This is a genomic window from Psychromonas sp. SA13A, from assembly GCF_011378715.1.
GTDB lineage: Bacteria > Pseudomonadota > Gammaproteobacteria > Enterobacterales > Psychromonadaceae > Psychromonas.
The window spans coordinates 1-26044 of record NZ_WTKU01000028.1; the positions used below are offsets into that span (position 1 = coordinate 1).

Genomic DNA, 26044 nt, shown 5'->3' on the forward strand with positions numbered 1-26044 from the left:
TATGCTTATCGCTTTTTCTCCGGCAAGAGATGCAACAATGAAAACATATAAACAACTGACCTACGAACAACGATGCCAGATTTATGCGCTAAAGAAAATAGGCATGAGTCAAAATAAAATAGCTAAACAACTGAATGTGAATCAATCAACGCTTAGTAGGGAGCTTTCTCGCAATACAGGTAAGCGAGGTTATCGAATTAACCAGGCCCAACAAGCTGCAGTTAAAAGGCGTATTGAAGCGCGTAAAGCGATTAAAATGACATCTACTCTGATTGCATTAATAAATGTAAAACTAGGTGAAAAATGGAGTCCTGACCAAATCTCAGGATGGCTTAAGAAAGAGCATGGTACCAGTATTAGCGATGAAACTATTTACCAACATATTTGCTCCAATAAGCGGAGTGGTGGTCAATTATTCCAATATCTGCGTCGAAAAGGCAAGGCTTACCAAGCGCGCAATAAAGATAAACAAGCTGGTCGAGGTTTTATCAAGAACCGCGTCAGTATTGATGAGCGACCTAATATCGTTGATACACGTAGCCGAGTTGGTGATTGGGAAATAGATTTAGTCATTGGTAAAGGGCACAGCGGCGCATTAGTGACTATTGTTGAGCGTAAAACGCGTTTTACAGTATCGACACGTATTGATGATAAGTCAGCAAAGACTGTCACTGCGGCCACACTTGCATTATTAAAACCATTTAAAAATGCAGTATTAACCATCACCGCTGATAACGGTAAAGAGTTCGCTTATCACGAAGAGTTAACCAAAAAATTAAAGTGTGCAGTCTATTTTGCAGACCCATACTGTTCATGGCAACGTGGTTTGAATGAAAATACAAATGGTTTGTTAAGACAATATTGGCCCAAATCTACCGACTTTAAAAAAGTATCGAATTCATTAGTAAAAGAGGTAATATTGAAACTCAATGACAGACCAAGAAAGAAATTAGATTACAATACGCCAGCCAAATTAATGGCTGAACATATGGTAGCTATAGCTGCTTAGTCGTTATGCACTTCAGAGTTGAATCCGCCTATTTAAAAAACTCAGAAGTTGCTAAAGGAAGTACTGTTCGAAGTATTATTTGAAGTACTCTTAAAAGTAATATTAAAAAGCCACAAGCCTCTATATATGAAGCTTATTTATGACTCTCACCATTCAATTTACATAAGATAGTAAACTGAATGGCAAGCTGATTTTTGACGGCACGTTGAAGTTATCATGAGTAAGTACAGGTAAATACAGACGAAGTAAACAGCTTATAAAACACCTTTAAAACTAACAGTGGTGGCACCGCTGTCGTTTTTAGGACCAATCCAAGTTAATGATTGTGCTATCGAAGGAGGGAGTTTATCTGTGCCTTGAATTTCACCATTTAATTGGTATATACCACCTTCGCCAAGATTAATATCTAAGTTAGTGTTTAATTGCTCAGACTCTTGAGTGACAAAAGCAGTAATATTGCCATTATCACATCCTAAGTCTACGGAAGGAGAAGCTAAATCAACATTACCCATTTGGCTATAAACAAAAGCATTATGCCATACCACGGTGCCCTGTAGTTGTTCACAATAAGGGTCACCTTGCTTTATTTTCTGAATAACCGCAGAAAAATTACCTTCTATTTTTACCGGTAATTTAGTTGGTATCAATGTGAGTAATTCTGCTGAGGTTAAATCAACCATAACATTTGACGCACTCGCACCTGTTAAACCATATTCTACAAAACCTTTGCCTGACATTTTATTAGGGCCATTGTAGAAGGAAACATCGGCTCCTATTGCTAAATTTAATAATGTTTTTAGTTGAACATCCCATTTCACATTATGAAGCGTAACCTTAGGGTTGATAACTACTTGCTTGGCCTGCCCATTCCATAGACTACCAGAAACATTATTGATTTTAACATTTGAAGCTGGCATCCAACCTACAACAGCTGCAGCAGGTAGGTTAACTAACAAACTACCACAGTAAACCAATACAAAAAGTATCGCGATTTTGACTTTCATTTGAACCCTTTTACAATGCTAATAACTTAATGACAAACGGTTAACCTTAACCATACCTTGTGTTTTATCCTGATTTAAATCAGCACTATTAACTTGTATTTGGTATTGATTTTGTAATGCTGTGATCCATTTTAAGAACTGGTTAAACTCAACTTGATTAATCCAAATATCAACACTGCCATTACGGTTTTGAATACGAGAAATAACAATTTTATTGCGCTTTGCGGTGCTACTAATCAACTGTGATAAATTTTGTTTTCTAGCCGTTGTCTTCTTATTTCCAACACCTGCAACAACGAGTTTATTGGCATTGCTTTCTACCCACTGTAACGTTTGTTCGCTACGTTGTAGTTTTTGCTGACTCGCAGCTAAATTAGTCGCAATAGGTTGCCAAATAAGAAAATAAATAACTGCAATAAATACAACCACCAGCGATATAAAGGTTAGTTGTTGCTCTCTTTCTGAAATGTTGTCCCACCATTCTTTGATTTGTTCAAACATTAGTTAACCCTCACCGTTAATACACCGCTGACACGATTTTTATTATTACTCAATGCCCCTTGGCCAAGCGTATATTTAGCAGGAACTTTTGTGGCGAGTAATTCAAAGGCCTGAAAGCTATCGGCACTAACCGCTAAACTTATTTGTTGGTTTTCACGATTAAATTTTAACGTTGAAATTTGTAAGCTAGGTACCGCCTGAAAAACTGGAATCAAATCATTTAAAATAGGCAAAAAACCATCTGACTGTGTACTGATTGATGATTCAGCCAACAAACCTTTTAATTTTTTCTTAATTCGGCTGTACCGTAAAGGTGATTGATTAGGAAAAGCTTTTTGGTAGAGAGTCTCTACTTGATGTTTTACTAATAAGGTTTTTCGCTCAGCTTGTTTTGTGTCGATAACAGCATTTACTAATAGCACAATAAACAAGATAACAGCGGCAATCGCAGGTAGCTTCCACTTAGCAAGTTGCAAGTTACTTTCTTTTTTAACTTTAAACTCACCGGTTAACAGGTTGATAGGATTATTAAGGCAACCTTCTGCTAACAATTGCATTGGTAATACGACTGCTTTTTGCTGCCACTGTCCTATACAATCATTGGGTATGGCACTATAACTTTCAATCTGCTGTTCTGGTTTATCTAATAAATGTAATTGCAAAATGTTATTCAACATATCACTTTCACAACACCAAGCTTGGTATTCACCAGTACGTATTAACCATTGATGATCAAGTTGTAATGCTTGCCATTTTTGATCGATAGGTAATGTTAATGCTTCAGGAATCAAACGCTGACAAAAAATATCGGCATCAGCTAACCAACCCAACCACATTGTTAATTTACTCTTAAAACAAATGGCAATTTCAACTAAATCTGTTTCTTTAGCTAACACTGAAAAGTGTAACTTATCAACATCACTAGCCAAGTCATCTTCCAACATATAAGGCAGAGCTTGTTGCATTTGACGCGTATAGGTTCCTTTAATTACCACTGATTTTAATGTAACATCGACGCCAGGTACTAAACAAATAACTTTCCGAGACTGCGCTTTTTCCGTTAACAATTTCAACGCCTGTGCATTATCTAAATCACCCGACGCAATGATCTCTTTTTCACTTTCAGACCAAACTAACCAATGGATAGTTTGGTGTGCTTCACTTGCTAAGCGGATAATTAATTGTTCACTCACTTGAACATCTCCATGCCAACTACCTCTTCAGCTCCTGCGTATTGGAAACGGATAGTAGTCGCTTTTTTATTCTCTATTTTAAATAATAGCTTGAAAACCATTATTCGCTGATCAAACTCTGCTAAACCAAATAATTGAAAAAAATCACTCGTTACACTTAACTGTGAACTGATCACATCAGGTATTAACTTATCGGCAATTAACTCTGATGCTAAAAATTCATCAACAGATGCCCAACCACTAATTGGTCTATCATCTAATATAGATTGAATATCCTCTACCGTAATAAGCAACTCAGGAGGAAATAAAGCAAATAGTATTTGCGCTTGTTTTTTGTTAACTGTATTCACATTAATCAACTGATTTGATGCAGGTAGTGCACATAAAAAAGGTTTTATACGTTCATAAATCTGGTCAGTAACCCCTTGTATTGCCCTTAACTCTGAAACATCAACCATCAAATGATTAGCGGTTAAATGTGGTACTCCCACTGATTCGTAATATCTATCTTCAGCACCCTGTGAAACATCGACAGTATCATTGCTATCCAGCCAATCCCGCGTAGACTCAGCAATTATTTCAGCTTCATACTCTTCAACACCTAGTGAAATCAGCAACGTTTGAAATTGGCTAATAGGTAAAGCACGAGTATCATCTTGGTCAGCTTGGGCAATGGCATTAATATTAAAGCAACGACGGTAATCGATCATATTACCGGTAATCGATCCTTCGTCGACAGGAAAAACGATATCTGGCGTAGCCCATATTTGATCTAGACTGATCACTTCACTATCGGCAAAATCATCTTCTAATACCATGCGACTAAAATCCACGGTGGCTTGCCCATACCAATATACTTTTTCTGAATACGAAAGTCCTTCTGTCCGCAACAAGCTAGAGGTCATTCGCCCTGTCATAGTGGCGGCAATGGTCACCATGATCGCTAAAATCATTAAAATAGTGATTAACGCAATACCTCGTTGCTTATGATATCTGGCCATTAATCTTCTACCGAACTATCAGGTAATATAAAAATTCGCTTTAATTCACCGTAGTGTTGGCTGTTAATAGTCATTTCAATACCTTTAGGTATCGTTTTATCTGCATTCCAAGTATCTATCCAATCATCGTCCCAAAATCTAAAACTTAAACTATCAACATCATTTAATATTACTTGTTGCTCTGGTTTCTCTCCCGCGACAGTATCTGGGTGTAAATAATACAAACGTTGTAATTGATTATTTTTAACGCGATAACCTACTCGTAAAATAGTTGAACGAGGCAACAAGTTAAGTGGGTTAGTCCAACCTAAGCGATTAAACTCTATACCTTCAGAGTCTGAATCCAATACTTTTTTTCCCGCATACAAGACTTGTAAATTTTCATCTTCGACATTACCTGTTCGTGAAATACGCGCCACCATTTGTACAAAATCGCGTTCAATTAATAACATACCACGCTGAATTTCAACTAAATGCTTATCATGCTCACGACTGATTTCTCCACTGCGTAAAACACCTTGTAATATTTGGTAAGCAGCAAGACTTAATGTTGCAAAAATAGCAATGGCAATCAAAATCTCGATTAAGGTAAAACCATTTTGTTTAACCTGTTGATGGTACTTATGGTTTGGCAATGTAAGTCCTTATATACCCCAGTGCTTGGCCATCTTTTTGGTCACTCACTTCAACATCTAATGCCCTAAAATCTGTATTACCTGTGGTAACACCTTGAAAGCGCAGGTACCACTTAGTATCCGCAAACTCAACTTCCTCTCGACGCCAGTGTAATTCAGGCCACTGTTGTTGTAGTTTAAGTTCAGAAAGCCGATTACTTGCGACCCACATTGCGAATGTTTTTTGCTGTAAATAACTTTGATTACTTAATGATTGTGAAGCTGCTTGCATTACCGCAATACCAGCCGAAGCTAAAATCACTAACGCTAACATTACTTCTAGCAAGGTCATACCTTGCTCTTTTTTAATACCGTTATTAGTGAATAATTTGCTCATAAATCACTCATTAATTAATTCAATTTGTCCGCTCATGCCCACTTTAACTGTGATTTTACGCGATACATTCTCTGTACTAGAAAATTGATAACTGAAAGGTGTCACTTCACCACTAGACATAATAAAAACATGTGGGTTAATAGATGACTGTTTTGTTTGACCGTCAATGTTAACTAAATATGATTGCTCTACAAAAGTATCAGAGTCAGCTTTTTTTTGTGCTTGTTCTAACTCCCCCCAAACATTACCCACTAGATTGTATTCAGCACTAACATTGTCTGGGAATGTTATATAACCATTGATCCGCGAGTTTACTAAAGGTTGCCATTGCCTTTTACTAAAGTCATAAAAAGCAAAGGTGTAACCTTGCTCATTAAACTCAATACCAAATTCAGTATTTAAAATTAATGCCTGATCCTGTGCTAGCTGCAATAAAGTACTAAAACGTTGCGCATGCCATTGACTGCTTTGCGCAGTGTTACCTGAGCTGGTTAATGTCATGACCACACCAACAGAAATCATGCCCATTAACACTAATACCAGCATGACTTCTAATAAGGTGAAACCTTTCACATTACGCATTGGAATGGTCACAAATACATTTATGTATTATTTATCATTGAGGTTCCAGGTACCGATATCATCATCAGTCCCCTCTTCACCATCAAGACCCACTGAAAGTACATCGATTTTACTTTTCTCGCCCGGACTATTTAGAATGTAATCATTACCCCATGGGTCTTGAGGGAGTCGTTTAATGTAACCGTCTTCACGATAATTACGTGGTGCAGGCGATGCGCTCGGCTCTGAGACTAATGCTTCTAAACCTTGATCCGTTGTCGGATAAACACTGTTATCTAATTTATACATATCTAATGCATTTTCTAAAGCAATAATGTCTGACTTAACTTTTTGCACATCTGCTTTATCTTTATTACCGATTAAGTTAGGCACAACCATTGCTGCTAATACACCTAAAATAACGATAACCACCATGATTTCTAATAATGTAAAACCTTTTTGTTTCATTTTTGGTTTTAAATCTTTCACGCTTTCACCTTTTTTAATATATAAATTGTATAGTTCAGTTAGCCTGAAACCATATTATTAAGAGCCAAAATTGGCTGTAAAATGGCTGTAACAATAAACAAAACCACCCCCGCCATTGAGATAACGAGTGCAGGTTCAAAGATCCCTAATGCTAATGTTACTTGTGCCGAGAACTGTTTGTCTTGATTATCGGCAGATCGTTCCAACATATTACCTAATTCACCACTTCTTTCTCCACTGGCAATCATGTGTAACATCATCGGAGGGAACAACTTAGTACTATCTAATGCTCTCCCCAAACTTGTACCTTCGCGAACACGTTCAGCAGCTTCCTTCACTTTTAAACGAATATATTGATTACTTAAAACATCTCCGGCGATCCCCATTGCCTCTAACAACGGCACCGCACTACTATTTAAAATGCTTAATGTTCGAGCAAAGCGCGCCGTATTTAATTCACTAACAACCTTTCCAACAACAGGAATGCGTAATAAAAAGCGATCAAATCGTAGTTGATTACTGGCTTTGCGTAAGTAATATTTAAATAGCAATAAAGCAATAATACACAAACCTAAAAAAAACAAACCATAGGCACTCAATGCGTCACTAACAGCAATAAGAAAAATTGTCGACCCCGGTAAGTCTGCTCCCATATGTTGAAACTGGCCAACAACTTGCGGCACTACTGACGTTAATAGAATAGCGACAACAGAGATAGCGACTAAGGTTAATACAATCGGATAAATCAACGCTTGCATCATCTTACTTTTCATTTCTTGTCGTTGTTCGGCGTAATCAGCAAGCCTATCTAGTACTTTTTCTAAATGTCCTGATTTTTCTCCCGCAGCAACCATCGCACAAAATAGATCATCAAAAATCATAGGGTAATTGCGCATACTATCTGCGAGTGTATAACCTTCAATCACTCCACCACGTACCGACGCTAGCATGCTTTTAATTTTAGGCTTATCACATTGCTCAGCTACTGCTTGCAATGACTCTTCAAGGGGAATAGAAGAAGCGACTAAAGTAGACAGCTGACGAGTGATCAACGCTAAATCAGCTGTTTTTATTTTACTTTGAATAAAAGCCTTACCAGCTCTTTTGCGTTTTGAGGCAATGGCTTCAACTTCTAAGGGCATCAAGCCTACATTACGCAATTGTTGACGCAACATACGAGCAGAGTCAGCCTCTTGTGTTCCTCTGGTTTGTTTGCCTTTTGCGTCTAACGCTTTATAGGAAAAAGTAGCCACTAATCCTCTCTAGTCACACGTAAAATTTCTTCTAACGTGGTTTGACCTTGTAATACTTTTTTAAGTCCATCATCTCGAATGCTCGCAGAGGTTTTACGAATTTCTCGTTCTACAGCTTGCTCGCCAGCACCGGTATGAATTAACTCCCGTACCACCTCATTAACCACTAATAATTCATGAATACCCGTACGTCCTCGATATCCCGTATGGTTACATTGACGACAACCATCGGGACGATAAATAGTGGCTTCTTCAAGCTCGGTAATACCCAAGATTTCTTTTTCGGAAGGGCTTGCTGAATGCGGAGCTTTACATTGCGGGCATAAACGGCGCACTAAGCGCTGTGCTAGCACACCTAAAATACTAGAAGATAAAAGAAATGGTTCAACGCCCATATCACGTAAACGGGTCACCGCACCTACTGCAGTATTAGTGTGTAATGTAGATAATACTAAGTGCCCAGTTAAACTCGCTTGTACTGCGATTTCAGCGGTTTCAAGGTCACGAATTTCACCAATCATCACAACATCAGGATCTTGACGTAAAATAGCACGTAAACCACGAGCAAAAGTCATATCAACCTTGGTATTAACTTGGGTTTGACCAATACCATCGATTGCATACTCAATAGGGTCTTCCACTGTGAGGATGTTTCTATCTCTAGAATTGATCTCTAATAGGCTAGCATAAAGTGTAGTACTTTTACCTGAACCAGTGGGCCCAGTCACTAATATTATACCATGTGGTTTATGAATAAGGTTTTGTAGTAATACGTGATTTTCTTTGGTCATGCCTAATGTAGAAAGCTCTAGCTTAACTGCATTTTTATCTAATAAACGCAATACAACACGTTCACCATAACTCGCAGGCATAGTTGAAACACGCACATCTACTGCGCGCCCCCCAATACGTAGTGAAATACGCCCATCCTGTGGAATACGCTTTTCAGCGATATCCAGTTTTGCCATGACTTTAATACGAGACACTAACAGTGCGGCTAATTTGCGATGTGGTTTTAATATTTCACGTAATACGCCATCAATACGGAAACGAATAATTAATGTTTGCTCAAAGGTTTCAATATGAATATCAGACGCTTCTTCTTTAATCGCCTCACCTAACATCGCATTAATTAATTTAATGATCGGTGCATCATCTTCAGCTTCTAATAAGTCATCATTAGCAGGTAGTTCTTCGGCCAAAGTAAAGAAATCGTCCGCGCCTAGATCTTCCATCAATTGTTGCGTTTCTAAGGAAGATGATTGATAAGCACGAGCCACTAGCTTATCAAATACCTCACTCTCTACTTGTTTAGTAGTAAAAGAATGACCAATAACACGGCGCACTTCTATCAACAGTTCAACATGAGGTGTTTTTTTAAAGCACAATTCACTCTGCTGCCCGCTATGTTGCATGACTAGTTCATGCTTTTTAGAAAAAGCAAAAGGCAACTGACCTGAAGGAGTAAACTCTACTACTTCAGCTTCTTCAATTGCTTCGATATCGCTTAAATTACTCATTCACTTGGCCTGTATCTTCTTTGTTTTGTGCAGCCTCTTGCTTCGCTTTATTATATTCTTGGTTTTTACGGAACATGTTAGGGTCTATTTCAACAGGCTGTCCCCATTCAGGTAATACTGGTACATTACTATTTGGCATCAATTCAATGCCATCTTCAGTTTGGCCTAATTGTATTTGACGAATTAAACCATATTTACGTTGGCTCAGCTCCATCATAGTTTGATCATCTCTAATAATCGTTGCACGTAAGAAAATCATTAAATTACGTTTTTCTGTGCTACTTTTAGTAGATCGAAAAAGCTGCCCTAAATAAGGTATATCACCTAATAACGGCACTTTATCAACGGTTTCATTCACTGTTTCATCAATTAATCCGCCAATAACAATAGTTTCACCCGACTTAGCTAACACAGTGGTTTTTACTGCACGAGTGGCAAAGATAACATCTACTGAGGTTTGCCCTTTGATGTTCGAGACTTCTTGCTCAATCACCATTTGCACAGAGTCGCCTTCATTAATTTGTGGTGTGACCTTCAGTTTTATACCAATTTCTCTGCGTTCAATGGTTTGAAAAGGGTTATCATTCGATGAACTTGATGTGGAGCCCGTCAATACCGGCACTTCGTCACCCACAATAAAACTAGCTTCTTGATTATCAAGCGTAGTCAAACTAGGTGTAGCAAGAATATTAGAGCCCGTTGTCGTACTTAGCGCCTGTAAAATAACTCCCCAATCATTACCCACATAACCAGCGACGCCACCAGCAATGGAAGCCAGCGATGAAGCGAGATCTTCATAATCGTCTTCATCATTGTTAATCGCATAAACGCCGGTTGCAAGTTCGCTCGCGGTCACGCCATTATCATTAAACTGCGTGCCAGCACCTGCTGTAGAAGCCCATTGCACACTTAAGTTGATACCATTCCCTTCTGACACTTCAACCACAATTGCTTCTACTAATACTTGTGCTCGACGAATATCTAGCTGACGAATAATACTACTCAATGATGACATCAAGGCAGGCTGCGCTGAAATCACAATTGCATTCGTCCCCTCATGCGCTTGAATATTTAAAGTAGATACGTTGTTAGACGACCCAGACTGACCGCCAGAGGCATCTTCAATACCTTTACTAACACCCGTTAACACATCTACAACTTCTTTTGCATTGGCATATTTAAGGTAAAAAACACGTGTATTACCATTATTTTTTAGTTCTTTATCCAGTGACCTCACTAATTTAATGACACGGGCACGTGTTTTAGGCTCACCACTAACAATCACAGAGTTAGTCCGCTCATCGGCAACTAAACGGGGTTTAAGTACGCTGCTAGTACTACTTTTCGAGGTTTTTGGTGTTTGCTGAATGGAATTAATCATATTGACCATTTCTAGCGCACTTGCATACTCTAGCTTAACGATATCAACTTCTTGGTCACCGGCTTTATCAACACGCTGGATAATTTTCACTAAACGATTAACAACCGCAGCACGACCAGTGATCATAATAACGTTAGAAGGATCATAATGGACGACGTTCCCACCACCAGCACTATCGTTTAACTGACGCAATAGCGGCGCAAGTTCACGCACCGATACATTAATAACAGGCACTACTCGCGTGACCATTTCATCACCTTTAAAGCGACTACCATCATCCACGACGGGAATCGCGGCCACTTTAGCATCTTTTGCTTTAATGACTTTAAGGATCCCATTATCCATTTCAACAACAGCAAATCCGTATACTTCCAAAACATTTAAAAAGAATTGATAGTATTGTTGTTCATTCAGTAAGTCATAGCTTCGAACATTGATTTTTCCACGCACTGCAGGGTCTAGAACAATCGTTTTTTGCAGGTTCTTACCGACAATATTAATGAATTCATTCAGATCAGCATTTTTAAAGCTCGCTGAATATTCAGCAGCTTGTACCAAAGTGGCCTGTGAAAACAAAACAAAAATACTGGCTCCGATCAATCCAACCAATTTTTTCTTTATCCCTAAAATCATTACAACAACCTCATTGTTTACTTGTTTCAGCAGCTTAAACTTATTTTTATACTACGGAATACTAAAAAATAACTCGTTTAACTCACCATCGCGGTCAACGGTTAAGCTCATTTCTGTCATAGTGGGGAACTCTTTCATTAGCCCCATCGCTTGGCTGATATCGGTTAAATCAATACCGTTTAGTTCCACTGCTAAATCGCCTTCTTGTAATCCTGCTTCTTCAAATAAACTAGGATCTTTACCGGGACTAACACGATACCCTTGAATCTGATTGCCTTCTCTAACGGGGGAGATTCTAATATAATCGAGCAGCTTGCTAGGGTTTTCCAACAATGCTTTTCTATCAAGTGCAATTTCTGTTCTATTACTTGCTCTAGTTTGACCTTTTGTAGATGCTTGCTCATTTTCAATTCTGGCCATTCTTTTATTAGATTGTTCTAGACCATCTAATATTAATGTTTGTTCCTCACCACCTACTGAAATAATAATTCGATCATTATATATTTGACTTACACTTGCATCAGTCCCTTCAATTTCAGAATCAATAAAATAACTATCCTGAACATTTTTATATTCAATGATCACACTTGAGAGCTTAGGGTCTGAAGCCGCAACAATACCAACTAAGGTCAGTTTTAAACGCGTTTTAGGTGCATCGGTTTTATCGGGTTGTATTGTTTTTATACGTTGCTCTTTCAATTCCCCAAACAATTGTTGCTGTTGTAGTTTTTCCGAGCTTAAAAGCACTGCTTTATTTTTTGAAGTTAAAGTAGGAGGAGTCCACTCATATGCACTGTCTTTTGTGGGATAGACAGCCCAAGTAAATAAAGCTATCTGATAGGCGATTAAAGCACAGATAACTGCCAATATTATTTTCGGTAGTAGGGATATTATCGCCACTCTTTTCATCCTATTTATTTACACTGAATCTTAACCATTCTTATTTACTATACTAATGCTAACGCCAATCTTTATAAATCAACATAACCAGACAAGCTCGAATAATGAGATCTATCCTGGAACTTTATGCTTTAGTTGGCGATAGAATAGCCCTTTGAATATAGCATTATCACACAACTATGCCTTGATTTATCAAATTTTGCCCCAATTTAATTACCTTAATAATTCATTATTTTCTTTTAACTTAATAACAAAGTTGATTTTTGCTAAACTAAAATCCACTTTTGAGTGAAAAATATGAAAGAAACAACAGTACGGTTAGACAAATGGTTGTGGGCTGCAAGATTCTATAAAACCCGCAGCTTAGCTCGTGAAATGGTGCAGGGCGGTAAGGTTCATTATAACGGCCAGCGCTGTAAAGCGAGTAAAAACGTAGAGCTAGGGGCATTATTGTCAATTCGACAGGGTGAGCTTTTATTTGAAGTCTGCATTGAAGCTATTTCAGAACAGCGTCGCGGGGCGCCAATTGCGCAAACACTTTATAAAGAAACAGAAAAAAGTATCGCTAAGCGAGAACAATACCAAGTTTTACGTAAACTCAGTTTACAAAATGCACCACATCCAGACCGTAAGCCCAATAAAAAAGAACGCCGTGAATTAATACACGCAAAAACACAACGTAATACAGCGAATTTTGATTAATCGTTGCAGAATAAATATTGAGAGAAACTATGACAGACCAACTACAACGCTTCCTATTTGATGATTTTGAAATTCGCGGCGAAATTGCACAAGCACACAATGCTTTTCAACAATGTATCAATAATCATGACTATCCTGTTGAAATAGCCAATACCATCGGTGAATTGTTAATTGCGACCAGCTTATTAACGGCGACTTTAAAATTTGAGGGAAAAATTACAGTTCAAATACAGGGTGATGGTCCGTTGAGCATGGCTGTTATTAATGCCAATCAAGATTTAGAAGTGCGTGGCACTGCGCGTTACCAAGGTGATACCACTGGATTATCTTTTTCACAGTTAATTGGAAAAGGCAACTTGATGATAACTATCACACCAGAGAACGGTGAACGATATCAAGGTATAGTGGCATTAGAAAAAGATAGTTTAGCGGCGTGTTTAGAAGATTATTTTGTACAGTCAGAACAATTAGCGACCAAAATTAGTTTATTTGCCGATAGTCAAGCAACGCCAGCACAAGCAGCGGGATTATTAATACAAACATTACCTGCACACAGTGATACACATGAAGAAGATTTTGCGCATGTTTGTGCGTTAGCCGGCACCATTAAAGCAGAAGAAATTTTCACCTTGAATAATGATGAACTATTATTCCGTTTGTATCATCAAGAACAAGTACGTTTATTTGAGCTACAACCAATTAGCTTTAAATGTGGTTGCTCTCAAGAGCGTTGTTTATCCTCGTTAGCATCCCTTCAAGAATCTGAAATAAAAGAAATTTTAGAAGAGCAAGAGAGTATTGATATGCGTTGTGAATATTGCGCAACAACTTATTCATTTAAAGAAAAAGATCTACAGATTTTATTCACTTCTACGGATCAAAAACACTAATTTGGTCAACTACTGTTGTCACATCACGAAGTCGCCATAATAATTTTTATTATGGCTTTTTTTTAATCGATTATTTGAGCCTGCTCCCACAAAAATAACTTCAATTCACCTACCCTACACACTCTTGTTTTCATTTCTTTTACAATAAAATTACAAGTCATAATGGAGCTAACTATGACCCAAATAGCACTATCGACCAAACAGTTACAACAGTACGGTATTACCGATGTTTCAGAAGTTCTTTACAACCCTAGTTATGAAACCTTATTTACAGAAGAAACTGCAGACTCATTAAGTGGTTATGAAAAAGGTACGATTACTAATAATGGCACTGTAGCAGTTGATACAGGCATCTTCACTGGTCGTTCACCGAAAGACAAATATATAGTAAAAGATGATACGACTCGCGATACCGTTTGGTGGAGTGATCAGGGTAAAAATGACAACAAAGCAATTGATCAAGATACTTGGGCACATCTAAAAGGCCTTGTATCAAAACAACTCTCTAGTAAGCGCCTATTCGTTGTTGATGCTTATTGTGGTGCTAATGCCAACTCTCGTTTAAAAGTACGCTTTATTATGGAAGTTGCTTGGCAGGCACACTTTGTAACGAACATGTTTATTCGCCCAACTGCTGAAGAACTGATTGATTTTGAACCCGATTTTGTTGTAATGAACGGCTCTAAAACAACTAATACCGATTGGGAAAAAAATGGCCTCAACTCAGAAAATTTTGTTGCCTTCAATCTAACAGAAAAAATACAAGTTATTGGTGGCACTTGGTATGGCGGAGAGATGAAAAAAGGTTTGTTCTCTGTGATGAACTATTTATTACCGCTGAATGGTATGGCATCAATGCATTGCTCTGCAAATATAGGCAAAGCTGGCGATACTGCAATTTTCTTTGGTTTATCAGGAACAGGGAAAACAACACTTTCAACGGATCCTAAACGTGCATTAATCGGTGATGATGAGCATGGTTGGGATGATGATGGTGTATTTAATTTTGAAGGCGGTTGTTACGCGAAAACTATTCGATTAAGCGCCGAAGCTGAACCTGATATTTATGGTGCAATTCGACGTAATGCTTTATTAGAAAATGTGATGATTAACGAGCAAGGTGAAGTTGATTATGACGATGCAAGTAAAACTGAAAATGGACGTGTTTCATATCCGATAGATCATATCGTAAACATAGTAAAACCAGTTTCTAAAGGTGGACACGCGCAAAAAGTAATCTTTTTATCAGCAGATGCATTTGGAGTTTTGCCACCGGTTTCAAAATTAACTAAAGAACAAACTCAATATCATTTCTTATCTGGTTTTACTGCCAAGTTAGCTGGTACTGAACGTGGTATCACAGAGCCAACTCCTACATTTTCTGCTTGTTTTGGTGCTGCATTCTTGAGCTTACATCCAACTCAATACGCACAACAATTAGTAAAACGAATGGAAGCATGTGGTGCAGAAGCGTACTTAGTAAACACAGGTTGGAATGGTTCAGGTAAACGTATTTCAATTAAAGATACACGCGGAATTATTGATGCAATTCTAGATGGATCAATTGAACATGCTGAAACTAAAACGATTCCACTATTTAACTTAGAAGTACCGACTGCATTACCTAATGTAGACAGCAATATTTTAGACCCTAGAGACACTTATAGCGATGCGTCGCAATGGAATGAGAAAGCTGAAAAACTAGCACATCTATTCATTGATAACTTTGCACGTTATACGGACAAGGAAGAAGGTAAGGTATTATTATCTGCCGGGCCTACGCTTGATAAATAACTGTTAAATTAAGAAGTAACAGTTAAATTAAAAAATAAAACTAACATTAATTGATAACTGATTAATGTTAGTTTTTTATTATTTGAACCTAAGAAAGGCTGAATCTGAAAGGCTTAACTTAATAACATTCTCGCCCACATGCCAAAGGGGCTAGTAAAACCAGTTGTCACAGAAGTAATTTGTCCTTTATCTATAACCATCAAGGTTGGTGTCAAACTAATCCCCCATGCGCGCCCAATTAACCCTTTACTATCATTGATAACAGTAAAGTCATAATTTTTAGCATTCAAATATTGTTGAACACGTTTATCGTTACCTGAGCTTAGCGCGACTGTTATTACTTGCATATTGTCACTTACAAAATCAACAGAGGGAGAAACGGTACTACAGACACTACACCAGGTCGCCCAAAAATAAACTAATACTGGCTTATCTTGACTGATTGCAGTTAGATCAATTTTTTCACCCTTTATACTCATTGTAAGCAACCCAGGAGCTTTACCTGAAGCAATCGACTGAGCTCTCCATAAATCAACGCCCCACGTCACAACGAGTAAAAAAGCACAATATATCAACACAGACTTAAATCGTGATCGCCATGTTCTTTTGATCTTCTTCTCTGTCATCCTATTGCCCTTTTGCTTGTTGTATTGCATTAATGACATCTTCGCTATTTAAAATAGTCGATAACTCAATACCGTTTGGTGCCGCAGGGCCATAAACGATATTAAAAGGTACACCATAGCGCCCAAATGATTGTAAATAAGCAGTGACAGAGTCCGATCGCACAGTCCAATCTCCACTCATTGCTATCACTCCCGTTTTTTGTAATGCGCTATACACAGGGTCTTGCAATAAAACTCCTACTTTATTAGCTTTACAAGTCACACACCATTTTGCAGTGACATCCACAAAAACAACGTTACCTTGATCAACTTGTTGTTGAATGACTTGTGCATCTAATGGCACCCAACTAATTTCATCCTGTAAAGGATTCGCCCAATGTTTAGCTGTTAAACTGCCAACAATTAATACAACAGAAACAACCATCATAAAAATGCCGAAAATGATAAAAAAGGTGCGTTTGCCATGCTTTTTAATAATCAACACAGCCAATAAAAGCAATACGAACAATGCAACCAAAACAGTATAAAACACGCTGATAAAGCTACTTAATAGGCTCACTAACCATAAACAAGTCGCTAAAATTAATACACCAAAAACAATTTTAACTGTTCCCATCCATTTACCAGGTTTAGGCATTAACAATGCGATGCTAGGAAACAAAGCAATTAATAACCAAGGTAATGCCATTCCCATACCTAAGGCGGTAAAGACTGCAAATAATTGCCAAGCACTCGCACCTAAGGCAAACGCAACAGCAGTCCCTAAGAAAGGTGCAGAACAAGGAGTCGCTAATAAGGTAGCAAACATGCCTTGTAGATAGTGTCCAAGATAAGAGTTTCCACCTTTTGTTGCTAACCAAGTCTGCATCGAAGAAGGTAGTTGGATTTCAAATAAACCTAACATATTGGCAGTAAATAAAGCCGTCACCACAATCATAAAAGTAATAAAGTAAGGGCTTTGGAATTGAATACCCCAACCTAATGCTTCACCTGACAATTTAAGCACCAGTAAGAAAGCTGCTAGCAACCAAAAAGAGCTAATAATACCGGCACTAGAGGCTAAAAATTGTTTACGTACTTTGCCTCGTTGATTGGCTTCAATGCCTAACACAGAGCTTAACTTCATGCCTAATACTGGTAATACGCAGGGCATGATATTCAGAATTAAGCCTCCCAATAATGCAATCAAGAAAATAGATGTAATAGACTCTTCATTAGTTGAAATGATTTGCTTACCTAATGTAGTAGCAACCTCGACAGCAACACCATCATCTACTACGGTGATATTTACATCGGCATTACTTAAATCAACTTCTCCTCCCCAACTGCTTGCTGCAAAGGTCGCAGTAACCTGTTTCTCAGATACTGAGAGAGTAGGTTTAGAAAAAAACACATTGTCTAACTCAGTGTCACTACTATCAATAAAGAGATCCGGTTGCTGCCAACCTATTTGATGGGATAACTGCACAACTACTTGTTGATTAAACTGATCCCATGAACTACTGATATGGGTAATATTCGCATTGTTTTTTTGTGCATCAATAGCACTTTGATCTACGAGAATAGGCACACTACTTACAGCCTGAGCATAGGCAAAAGCAATGTCTTCATTGATGCTTAATTGAGTCAAATCAAAATGCAGATCAATCTTATAATCTGTTAATACACAAATCGTGGTACATGAAGCTAATGTCAGCGTCCCCTTTAATCGGCTAGGTTGTTCGGGATCGTTAACCGTAATATGCAGTGGAAAATGAATTTTATCTTTATAACCCACTGTCTCAACACCTAGTACAGGGTAGCGTTTTGGAGTAGGCCAAGACCAGTCAAATGCTTTTATATTGGTCGATTCAGTTTTCCATTCAAAAGTAGGTGCAACGCCGCCTTCTCCAGGTGATCGCCAATAGGTTTTCCAATCCGCATCGAGATTTACATTTAACAATGCATTGGCTGTATTTTGTTTAGCTTGACCAGTGAGTTGTAAATTAACTTTGACAGGAAGATGGTTAAGATTACTTATCCATCCTGTTTCAGGCGCCAGTGCTAATGCATTAATAGAAAAAAGACAAAGAGAGAATAATAACAAAAAATAACGTTTAACAGTGGGCATGAATACTCCGAGAAAATACACAACATAACCTAATCATTCATTAAGTTAAAAGTTCGAGCAAAATTACATATTGGTTTATGGCTGACTTAAACATAAAAGGTTCACTACCATGATCCTAGTTGACCATAATAACGTTAAATTTATTGCACTTATTAGCAAATAATTAAATTCATTGAAATTAATAGGTCCGGCAGCATCATTAATTAATATCGAGCCCCTTTTTTATAAAGGAAAGTAATAATGATCATATTGTGAGGTGGATTGGTATTACTTAAGCTTAGTGATAAAATGGGACGATGATCAAATATTTCTTTGTGAACTCAGTTCACCAATAAAACATTATGCATTGCTATCTTGGTTGCAACAAATAACAACTTCATTTCAGTAATAATATTTAATAGGGAGTCACCTTTATGAAAGTCGCCATGTTCAGTTCTCGCAGTTATGATATTCAACACTTTAAGCCATTAATTTCAGCACCTATTAGCATCAACTTTTTCGATACGCAGCTCAACTTGCAAACAGTCGCGTTAGCTTCTGGCTTTGATGCTATTTGTGCTTTTGTAAATGATGATTTAAGTGCACCGGTTTTAAAGCAATTACATCAATTAGGTATTAAATATATTGCCATGCGCTGCGCAGGTTTTAATAACATCGATTTATTTTGTGCCAAATCTCTAGGATTAACGATTGTACGTGTTCCAGCTTATTCACCAGAGGCAGTCGCAGAACATGCTATTGCTTTATTAATGACGCTTAACCGCCGAACACACAAAGCTTACCAACGTACTCGTGATGCTAATTTCTCTTTAGAGGGACTAGTGGGTTTTAATTTACATGGTAAAACGATCGGCATTATCGGTACTGGTAAAATAGGGGTTGCTACCATGGCGATCTTTAAAGGTTTTGGTTGTCGAATATTAGCTTCAGACCCTTACCCATCAGAGCACGCAATAGCGTTAGGTGCAGAGTACGTTGACCTAGAGACTCTATTTTCAAATAGCGATGTGATCAGCTTGCATTGCCCATTAACCAGTGACAATAAACATTTATTAAATAAAGATACTTTTGCGCTGATGAAAGATGGGGTGACTATTATCAATACCAGTCGTGGTGGATTGTTAAATGCCCATGATGCCATTGAAGCTTTAAAATCAGGTCGAATTGGCGGTTTAGGCTTAGATGTGTATGAAGAAGAAGAGCATCTATTCTTTAATGACCACTCTAGTGAAATCATTACCGATGATATATTCCGACGCCTATCTGCTTGCCATAATGTTATTTTTACTGGTCACCAAGCATTTTTAACAAAAGAAGCCCTCACGAGTATCGCTCAAACCACCCTCGATAATTTAAGTGATCTTGCTTCTGACACTACCAGCGTTAACCAAGTTAACGAATAAAAATAGATCTGCAGATAAATGCTACGCTGACAATGGATAACAGTTCAGTATCGTCGATTTATCTGCACTTTTTGCTGATTAAGAACAATTTCACTCAATAACAAATCAAATATTGAACAGGAAATATAAATCAATTTCATGCACAAAAGATACATTTAACGAATAAGGCTAACCGGCTATTTAGTGGACTTGGTATAACAACAGATATCAATACAATCGGTATTACTTCGCTAAGATCAATAAACAATCCTTCGCTAAATGGCATAATTTACTTTATGTATCGCGTTAAACCCTAGAATCTCCTGTAAAGTTACTTTCGATCATTATTTTTATTGAGCAAATTGTGCACGAAGGTCTTTTTTAGTTTAAACTGCGCGACTAAATTAATTCCAGAGGAAAATGATATGTCTGACAAAGTCTTTATCACTGCACAACAATTACTTGAAGACTCATTTCGTCTTGCTGCACAAGTATACGATAGCGGTTTTCGCCCACAGTTTATTGTTGGTATTTGGCGTGGTGGTGCTCCAATTGGCATTGCAGTTCAAGAATTCTTTGACTACAAAAAAGTAGAAACAGATCATATCGCGGTACGTACTTCTTCTTATTATGGGATTGGTAAGCAAAGCAAAACCATTAAAGTACATGGTTTACATTACATCATTGAAAATGCCAATGCTGACGATGGTTTATTAATCGTTGATGATGTTTTTGACTCTGGCCGCAGTGTTGTTGCGTTAACAGAGAAGTTAACTGAAGTGATGCGTTTAAACATGCCACGTGATGTACGTATTGCAACACCCTATTACAAGCCTAAAAATAAAGCCGTTGATATGGTGCCAGATTATTATATTCATGAGTCCGAAGAATGGTTAGTTTTTCCACATGAAGTATCAGGTTTATCAGTTGAAGAGATCACCGAAGGTAAAAGTGACTTCCAAAATATTAAGCATTTGTTTACTGAAAAATAATATACTTTTGTCTCTTAATAAATGAGAGCTATTTGTCAATAAATGAAAAAGGAGACTATTTAGTCTCCTTTTTTGTATTCACTCCGAGCTCTATTCACCAAACTCTATTGAAAGGGCATCAAAGCTGTTAATTTCGATAATCAACCACAAACTCATCACTCGCTTGTAAAACATGTCCATAGAATTCGAAGAAAATATCACTGAGTTGGTTGTAATGTTCATTTAATATTTTGCCCGTCTCCGCTAATGGTGCCATTCGTTCACTGCGAGTTGCCATACGTTGCAAGGCATATTCAATATTAGAAGTTTTTTGATACGACTCCAACCATTTATCTTGCCAAACCCAATGATTAACACGTAAAAATCGTTCCGGTAACAATACGTCTTTATTGTTTGTTTCTTTAATAATATTTTGCTCTGCTAATTGGCAAAATTCAGCTAAAGATAAAGCATGGAAAGACGACCAATGTCGTGCCAAGAAATGGTCCCAAAACATATCTAATGCAATAGGAGCGTATCGACGCAATGATTGAGGAAATAATAATTTAGCAGCAAGTACTTGGGTATGTTTGTCGGTAAAACTATCAACATAACGATGTAATCTAATACCTTCAACAATCTCTTTAGGGAACAATCCTTCAGGATTTCCTTTAACAAAATCTCCTAGGAAATTACCACTAAAACTCGTATTTGTAACCTCTGCAATATGTAGATGAGCCAGATAATTCATAGAAATCTATCCCTTAAAAAATGTAAACAGCAACTACTATTTACATGCGAACAGAGTATTTACTTACTAGCATATAATTATACATTAGCATGTTCCACATGAGCATGACGCTTGCTGACTAGAATACCTATAAAGACAACAGCAATACTCGCCCACTGCCAAACAGTTAATATTTCATTCAACAATAATGCTGACAACAACAGTGCAAAAATAGGGACTAAATTAGAATAAGCGGCGGCGGTTAATACTGAAGATCGTGCCAATCCATAGTTATACATACCATAGGCACCTAAGGTCACTGCAGAGCCTAAATAAAGAATATTTAATAACGCATTAACATCATGTTGTGCAGGCAACTCAATGAATAATAAGAATGGCGCAAAGAACAGCGTACCAGATAAACCCTGTAAAGCGATTAAAGATAACGCTGAATATCGATTCAATAAGTGTTTCATGCTAACAACATAAAATGCAGCACAAACCATGGCTAAAAATTCTAATGTGTTACCTAATAAAGGATCAGGGGCATGGTCTGTATTAGGCGAAACGAGGCTCAATAAAATACTACCCGCAATACACAAGCCAAATCCGATGATAATTTGCTTACTGAGTTTTTCTTGGATCAGAAAAAAAGCAAAAAAAGCGACCATTAAAGGTAAGCATGAAACGATAATACCGGCCTGTGAGGCAGAGGTATATTGCATGGCATAACCTTCAAATAAAAAATATAAGCAAGGTTCAGCTAAAGACATCATTAATAACCACTTCCAATCACCTTGCTGATATTTAAAGCGTTTTATCCAAGGCTTCAAACAAAAACAAATGAGGAGAGTAATTAACATCCGCAAAAAAATAACAAAGGAAGGTGGATAAATATCAATTGCCGCTTTCAAAGCAACAAATGAACTACCCCATAAAAAGGTAGCAATTAAAAAGCATAAACCCGCTGGCATAGTTTGTCTCTAAAAAAGTAGGCATCCTACCACCAGTGTATTTCAGCTACCATAGTAATTTAATAGACATAACGCAGTGATGAAAAATTAAAGCCTGTGAATGATTTTCTGTAACGGGCACCTACTCCTGTTTTTGTTGATACAAAACCAATCCTCTGGCTTTATAATTAGCCAGTGCACTTGGATGATCTAAACTACAGGTATGAACCCAAACACGCTTTGCATGACATCCTGTCCAAGCCTGCTGAATGGCATAAGTTAATAAATATCCACCAAAACCTTGGCCGATAAATTCAGGCGCTAACCCAAAATATTTAATCTCTACTGCTTGCTGGTCACCTATCTCGAGCTCAAAATATCCAACAATACTACCTTGATAATAAGCTACCCAAGTACGCAATTCATCACGTTCAGCATAGGCTTTCCAAGTTTTTTCGGTATCATTAAGTTTATCAAACCATTGCCATTGCTCACCTACCAAGGAATATAAAAACCGGTTAAAACGATAATTCTTAATTTCTGCTTCGGCAATGGTTAGCCCAGGAATCGGCTGTTTGGGTTTAAGCTGTTCAGCCTGCTTCATTTCTAAATAATAAATGCTAACCATTGTCATTCTGTACCTTCTGAAAATTGATAGAATTTTAACCTTTAACGTGCGATTAAAAGCGCACGTTTATATAACTTTTCGAAACCTTTGTTAGTAAAAACAAAAGCATCCTGTGTCGCATAAGGACTTAACTTTACTTCTGACTCTTGTATAAACTGCTCTAGCACAAAATCATTACCCGCTTCAGTCTCTGCAAAAAAAGTTAATACGTCACCATTACACTGTTGTTTGAACTTTACTAAGGTCCCATTAAGGTACATTGGCAAACTTTTATTATCTTTTAACGATCCATCTTCGCAGGCTAACTTATCCGTAGCTTGAAAAAAGACAGTAAGCTTCTGATGCTGCCCTCGCCCTAACAATGCCATAAGCGAACCGACTGTTAGTTCTTTACTACTGATTATCTTTCTCTCTTTATCAATATACCAACCTTCAGCCCCTTCAGTTTTTAACCGCAGTGCACTGCTTTCTAAATATTTTGGCATATCGTCGACATAAATATCGACAACCCTTGCAAAATTTTTCCAACGGTCTTGTGTTGGCAAATAATAATAAGCAAGATCAATGGCTTGTCCATTAACCACTAATTCCCATAAACCTTTATAATGCGCATCCTGTATTGTTACTGTATCGATCAGCACATTCTGCGGCAATTGGTCACCGCAGGGTCTACAGAATTTTTTAATAAGATGAATATTTTCATCTTTTAAAAACTGTAACGCTAGCGTTGCTTCTTTTTGGCTCACGCGTTGTGCTTGGTCAGCCTGCACACCGATGCACATACTTAGCGCGATACAAATAATCAATAATTGTTTTATTCTCTTCATTGCCAATTAATTCCTGATTTTTTATAAAATAGACAATCCATTTTTGATATTGAAAAACCTGTCAGTAGCGATTATAAATTTAACACTAAGTCACTTAGGATAATGAATAATATTAAGAAAACGCAGCGGAATATCACCAATGTTACGATATATATGTGCTTTATCCGCATAAAACTTCGCTTTATCGCCCACTTTTAATGTGGTCCACTTCTGATCCACAAAATACTGCATAGTACCGGTTGTCACAATAATATGTTCAATAACACCTAGTTGATGAGGGGTAGATTGTTGCTGGTGACCGACAGCAAAAGTTAATTCAAAAACTTCTATTCCTGTGTCATTATCATAAGTAAATATAGTATCAATACTAAGATTTTTATCTTGGGTAAAGTTTTCAACCAATGTATTAATAGGCTTATTTAATTGCTTAGCATCACCGATATACTCTCCATTATTTTGTGCATCACTGATTTGTACATCAATATCATGGTTAACCGGGACTAAGCTTTCCTGTTGCAAGAAGTAAGATAATGGCAAAGAAAAACCTGTTGCGATCTTCCATAGTTTAGCCACAGTCGGGCTAGACTCTCCCCGTTCAATTTGGCCTAACATCGCTTTAGAAACACCGCAGGCTTGGCTTGTTTTTTCTAAGCTCCACGCTTTTTCTGCACGAATTTTTTTTAACTGTGAAGCCACTGTTTTATTAATTGTATTCGACATATATTCCTTGTGCGTTATAACGGTCAGTGTTAACTTAAAGCTTAATACGTTATAACGCACAGGATATATTATGAAAGCAGTTTGGCAACCCATCAATGCAATAATTGCAGCAATGAGTGCAGGTTTAATGGCGGTGATTGTCGGGTTTTCTAGCTCAGTGGCATTAATATATCAATCGGTGATTAATTTAGGTGGAGATGCTAACTTAGTCGCGAGCTGGTTTTTAGCACTTGGTGTCAGTATGGGAAGCTTAAGTATGCTGCTGTCATGGCATTACCGCGCTCCTATTTTAATTGCTTGGTCGACACCTGGAGCGGCGTTATTAATTGCTAACGTACAGGGGTTTACTCTTAATCAAGCTATTGCAGGCTTTATCGTTAGTGCTGTTTTACTCTGTTTTTTCCCATTATTGGTTCCTTTAGATAGATTATTTAAATGGTTACCCTCACAACTAGCTTCTGCTATGTTAGCCGGTATTTTACTATCTTTTGGTTTTTCAGTATTTGAGCAAATCAACTTACAGCCGAACTTGATTATTGCCATGTTGATCAGTTATCTATTAGCTAAGCGCTTTGCACCTCAGTGGACATTATTAATCGTCACTTTAGTTGCCATTATTCTCGCATGGCAATTACAACTTATTGAAAATAAAACAATTGAATGGCAGTGGAGTGAATGGCAATTTATTCAACCTGATTTTTCATGGTCAGTAGTGATTGCTATTAGTTTGCCTTTATTCATTGTCACAACGGCAGCTCAAAATTTGCCAGGTATTGCAATGCTGCATAGTTTTGGATATCGACCTCCGATCAAGCCTATTTTATCTATTAGCGGGCTAATTAATATCATTGCCGCTCCTTTTGGTGGTTATGCCCTTAACTTAGCAGCAATTAGTGCTTCACTATGTATGGTTGAAGAAGTTAATCAAGATCCAAAAAAACGCTATTGGGCAAGCTTCTGGGCTGGTATTTTCTATATAGTGTTAGGTCTATTTGCAGCTTATATTATGGCGTGCTTTGCGTTATTGCCAAGTTCACTGATCCTTGCTTTGGCTGGCATTGCTTTATTTGGCACCATCACACATAGCTTGCAACAAAGTATCAATAGCGAACACAAATACATTAATGAAGCAGCCACTTTTACATTATTAATCACCGCTTCCCCCATTTCATTGTGGGGGTTAAGTTCAGTTATTTGGGGGCTATTGGGTGGAATGTTAGTATTATTAATTAATAAAATTAAGCGAGTATGATCA

General features: G+C 37.6%; 26 protein-coding genes. 7 read left to right on the forward strand and 19 right to left on the reverse strand.

From position 1 onward, the window contains the following. Window positions 1-1009 (forward strand): IS30 family transposase (locus tag GQR44_RS17675; RefSeq protein ID WP_240923598.1); only part of this gene is annotated, 1009 nt, incomplete at its 5' end. A gap of 254 nt (window positions 1010-1263) precedes the next feature. Here GQR44_RS17675 and GQR44_RS17680 read toward each other — a convergent pair. From GQR44_RS17680 to gspC, 12 genes are read right to left on the reverse strand one after another with little or no spacing between them, the layout of a single operon-like run. Further along, window positions 1264-2013: a type II secretion system protein N gene (locus GQR44_RS17680; protein ID WP_166373008.1), complete on the reverse strand. Its 750-nt coding sequence runs from the start codon at window positions 2011-2013 to the stop codon at window positions 1264-1266. An 18-nt stretch (window positions 2014-2031) separates the two neighbouring features. Beyond that, the gene (locus GQR44_RS17685; protein ID WP_166373009.1) at window positions 2032-2514 is read right to left on the reverse strand and encodes a type II secretion system protein M; all 483 of its coding nucleotides are present in this window, start codon (window positions 2512-2514) and stop codon (window positions 2032-2034) included. After that, window positions 2514-3707, reverse strand: a complete 1194-nt coding sequence (gene gspL / locus GQR44_RS17690; protein ID WP_166373010.1) for a type II secretion system protein GspL — start codon at window positions 3705-3707, stop codon at window positions 2514-2516. Before gspL ends, GQR44_RS17685 begins: the two co-directional genes overlap by 1 nt. Continuing rightward, window positions 3704-4708: a type II secretion system minor pseudopilin GspK gene (gspK, locus tag GQR44_RS17695; RefSeq protein WP_166373011.1), complete on the reverse strand. Its 1005-nt coding sequence runs from the start codon at window positions 4706-4708 to the stop codon at window positions 3704-3706. Before gspK ends, gspL begins: the two co-directional genes overlap by 4 nt. Further along, complete coding sequence (gene gspJ / locus GQR44_RS17700) at window positions 4708-5343, reverse strand: type II secretion system minor pseudopilin GspJ (RefSeq protein ID WP_166373012.1); 636 nt, start codon at window positions 5341-5343, stop codon at window positions 4708-4710. Before gspJ ends, gspK begins: the two co-directional genes overlap by 1 nt. After that, window positions 5330-5719: a type II secretion system minor pseudopilin GspI gene (gene gspI, locus GQR44_RS17705; protein ID WP_166373013.1), complete on the reverse strand. Its 390-nt coding sequence runs from the start codon at window positions 5717-5719 to the stop codon at window positions 5330-5332. Before gspI ends, gspJ begins: the two co-directional genes overlap by 14 nt. Window positions 5720-5722: 3 nt before the next feature. Beyond that, on the reverse strand, window positions 5723-6301 hold the full coding sequence (gene gspH / locus GQR44_RS17710; RefSeq protein WP_166373014.1) for a type II secretion system minor pseudopilin GspH: 579 nt from the start codon (window positions 6299-6301) through the stop codon (window positions 5723-5725). A gap of 27 nt (window positions 6302-6328) precedes the next feature. After that, the gene (gspG, locus tag GQR44_RS17715) at window positions 6329-6748 is read right to left on the reverse strand and encodes a type II secretion system major pseudopilin GspG (RefSeq protein ID WP_166373045.1); all 420 of its coding nucleotides are present in this window, start codon (window positions 6746-6748) and stop codon (window positions 6329-6331) included. Window positions 6749-6807: 59 nt separating this feature from the next. Next, complete coding sequence (gspF, locus tag GQR44_RS17720; RefSeq protein ID WP_166373015.1) at window positions 6808-8022, reverse strand: type II secretion system inner membrane protein GspF; 1215 nt, start codon at window positions 8020-8022, stop codon at window positions 6808-6810. Then, the gene (gene gspE / locus GQR44_RS17725; RefSeq protein ID WP_166373016.1) at window positions 8022-9542 is read right to left on the reverse strand and encodes a type II secretion system ATPase GspE; all 1521 of its coding nucleotides are present in this window, start codon (window positions 9540-9542) and stop codon (window positions 8022-8024) included. The genes gspF and gspE overlap by 1 nt, the downstream gene beginning before the upstream one ends. Further along, window positions 9535-11556 carry a type II secretion system secretin GspD gene (gspD, locus tag GQR44_RS17730; protein WP_166373017.1) on the reverse strand — a complete coding sequence of 674 codons (2022 nt, stop codon included), beginning with the start codon at window positions 11554-11556 and terminating at the stop codon, window positions 9535-9537. Before gspD ends, gspE begins: the two co-directional genes overlap by 8 nt. A 51-nt stretch (window positions 11557-11607) precedes the next feature. Further along, window positions 11608-12456 carry a type II secretion system protein GspC gene (gene gspC, locus GQR44_RS17735; RefSeq protein ID WP_299666330.1) on the reverse strand — a complete coding sequence of 283 codons (849 nt, stop codon included), beginning with the start codon at window positions 12454-12456 and terminating at the stop codon, window positions 11608-11610. A 297-nt stretch (window positions 12457-12753) separates the two neighbouring features. Here gspC and hslR point away from each other — a divergent pair, with 297 nt between their 5' ends. The 3 genes from hslR to pckA all read left to right on the forward strand — a co-directional run bounded on the left by hslR (window position 12754) and on the right by pckA (window position 15842). Then, the gene (gene hslR, locus GQR44_RS17740) at window positions 12754-13158 is read left to right on the forward strand and encodes a ribosome-associated heat shock protein Hsp15 (protein WP_166373019.1); all 405 of its coding nucleotides are present in this window, start codon (window positions 12754-12756) and stop codon (window positions 13156-13158) included. 29 nt (window positions 13159-13187) lie between these two features. Continuing rightward, on the forward strand, window positions 13188-14048 hold the full coding sequence (gene hslO / locus GQR44_RS17745; RefSeq protein ID WP_166373020.1) for an Hsp33 family molecular chaperone HslO: 861 nt from the start codon (window positions 13188-13190) through the stop codon (window positions 14046-14048). 174 nt (window positions 14049-14222) lie between these two features. Further along, window positions 14223-15842, forward strand: a complete 1620-nt coding sequence (gene pckA / locus GQR44_RS17750) for a phosphoenolpyruvate carboxykinase (ATP) (protein ID WP_166373021.1) — start codon at window positions 14223-14225, stop codon at window positions 15840-15842. Between the two features lie 113 nt (window positions 15843-15955). On the opposite strand, the gene GQR44_RS17755 is transcribed toward pckA, so the two are convergent. After that, window positions 15956-16468: a protein disulfide oxidoreductase gene (locus GQR44_RS17755; protein ID WP_166373022.1), complete on the reverse strand. Its 513-nt coding sequence runs from the start codon at window positions 16466-16468 to the stop codon at window positions 15956-15958. 1 nt (window position 16469) lies between these two features. Then, complete coding sequence (locus tag GQR44_RS17760; RefSeq protein WP_166373023.1) at window positions 16470-18578, reverse strand: protein-disulfide reductase DsbD domain-containing protein; 2109 nt, start codon at window positions 18576-18578, stop codon at window positions 16470-16472. 413 nt (window positions 18579-18991) lie between these two features. Here GQR44_RS17760 and GQR44_RS17765 point away from each other — a divergent pair, with 413 nt between their 5' ends. Continuing rightward, on the forward strand, window positions 18992-19981 hold the full coding sequence (locus tag GQR44_RS17765; protein ID WP_166373024.1) for a 2-hydroxyacid dehydrogenase: 990 nt from the start codon (window positions 18992-18994) through the stop codon (window positions 19979-19981). Between the two features lie 404 nt (window positions 19982-20385). Beyond that, entirely contained in the window at window positions 20386-20952 is a 567-nt protein-coding gene (locus GQR44_RS17770; protein WP_166373025.1) for a phosphoribosyltransferase family protein, read from the forward strand. A gap of 127 nt (window positions 20953-21079) precedes the next feature. Here the strand turns inward: GQR44_RS17770 and GQR44_RS17775 are convergent, their stop codons facing one another. The 5 genes from GQR44_RS17775 to GQR44_RS17795 form a co-directional block, all read right to left on the reverse strand. Further along, on the reverse strand, window positions 21080-21682 hold the full coding sequence (locus GQR44_RS17775) for an ACP phosphodiesterase (RefSeq protein ID WP_166373026.1): 603 nt from the start codon (window positions 21680-21682) through the stop codon (window positions 21080-21082). A 77-nt stretch (window positions 21683-21759) separates the two neighbouring features. Beyond that, the gene (locus tag GQR44_RS17780) at window positions 21760-22635 is read right to left on the reverse strand and encodes a DMT family transporter (RefSeq protein ID WP_166373027.1); all 876 of its coding nucleotides are present in this window, start codon (window positions 22633-22635) and stop codon (window positions 21760-21762) included. 121 nt (window positions 22636-22756) lie between these two features. Next, window positions 22757-23248 (reverse strand): GNAT family N-acetyltransferase, encoded by a 492-nt coding sequence (locus tag GQR44_RS17785; protein ID WP_166373028.1) that lies wholly within the window; start codon window positions 23246-23248, stop codon window positions 22757-22759. A 35-nt stretch (window positions 23249-23283) separates the two neighbouring features. Beyond that, window positions 23284-24069, reverse strand: a complete 786-nt coding sequence (locus tag GQR44_RS17790) for a hypothetical protein (RefSeq protein WP_166373029.1) — start codon at window positions 24067-24069, stop codon at window positions 23284-23286. 90 nt (window positions 24070-24159) lie between these two features. Beyond that, a complete protein-coding gene (locus tag GQR44_RS17795) occupies window positions 24160-24789 on the reverse strand; it encodes an XRE family transcriptional regulator (RefSeq protein WP_166373030.1) in 630 nt (209 codons plus the stop codon). A 70-nt stretch (window positions 24790-24859) separates the two neighbouring features. Between GQR44_RS17795 and GQR44_RS17800 the strand changes: the two genes are divergently transcribed. Continuing rightward, window positions 24860-26041, forward strand: coding sequence for a benzoate/H(+) symporter BenE family transporter (locus GQR44_RS17800; protein ID WP_166373031.1), 1182 nt, complete (start codon window positions 24860-24862; stop codon window positions 26039-26041). Window positions 26042-26044 lie beyond the last annotated feature (3 nt).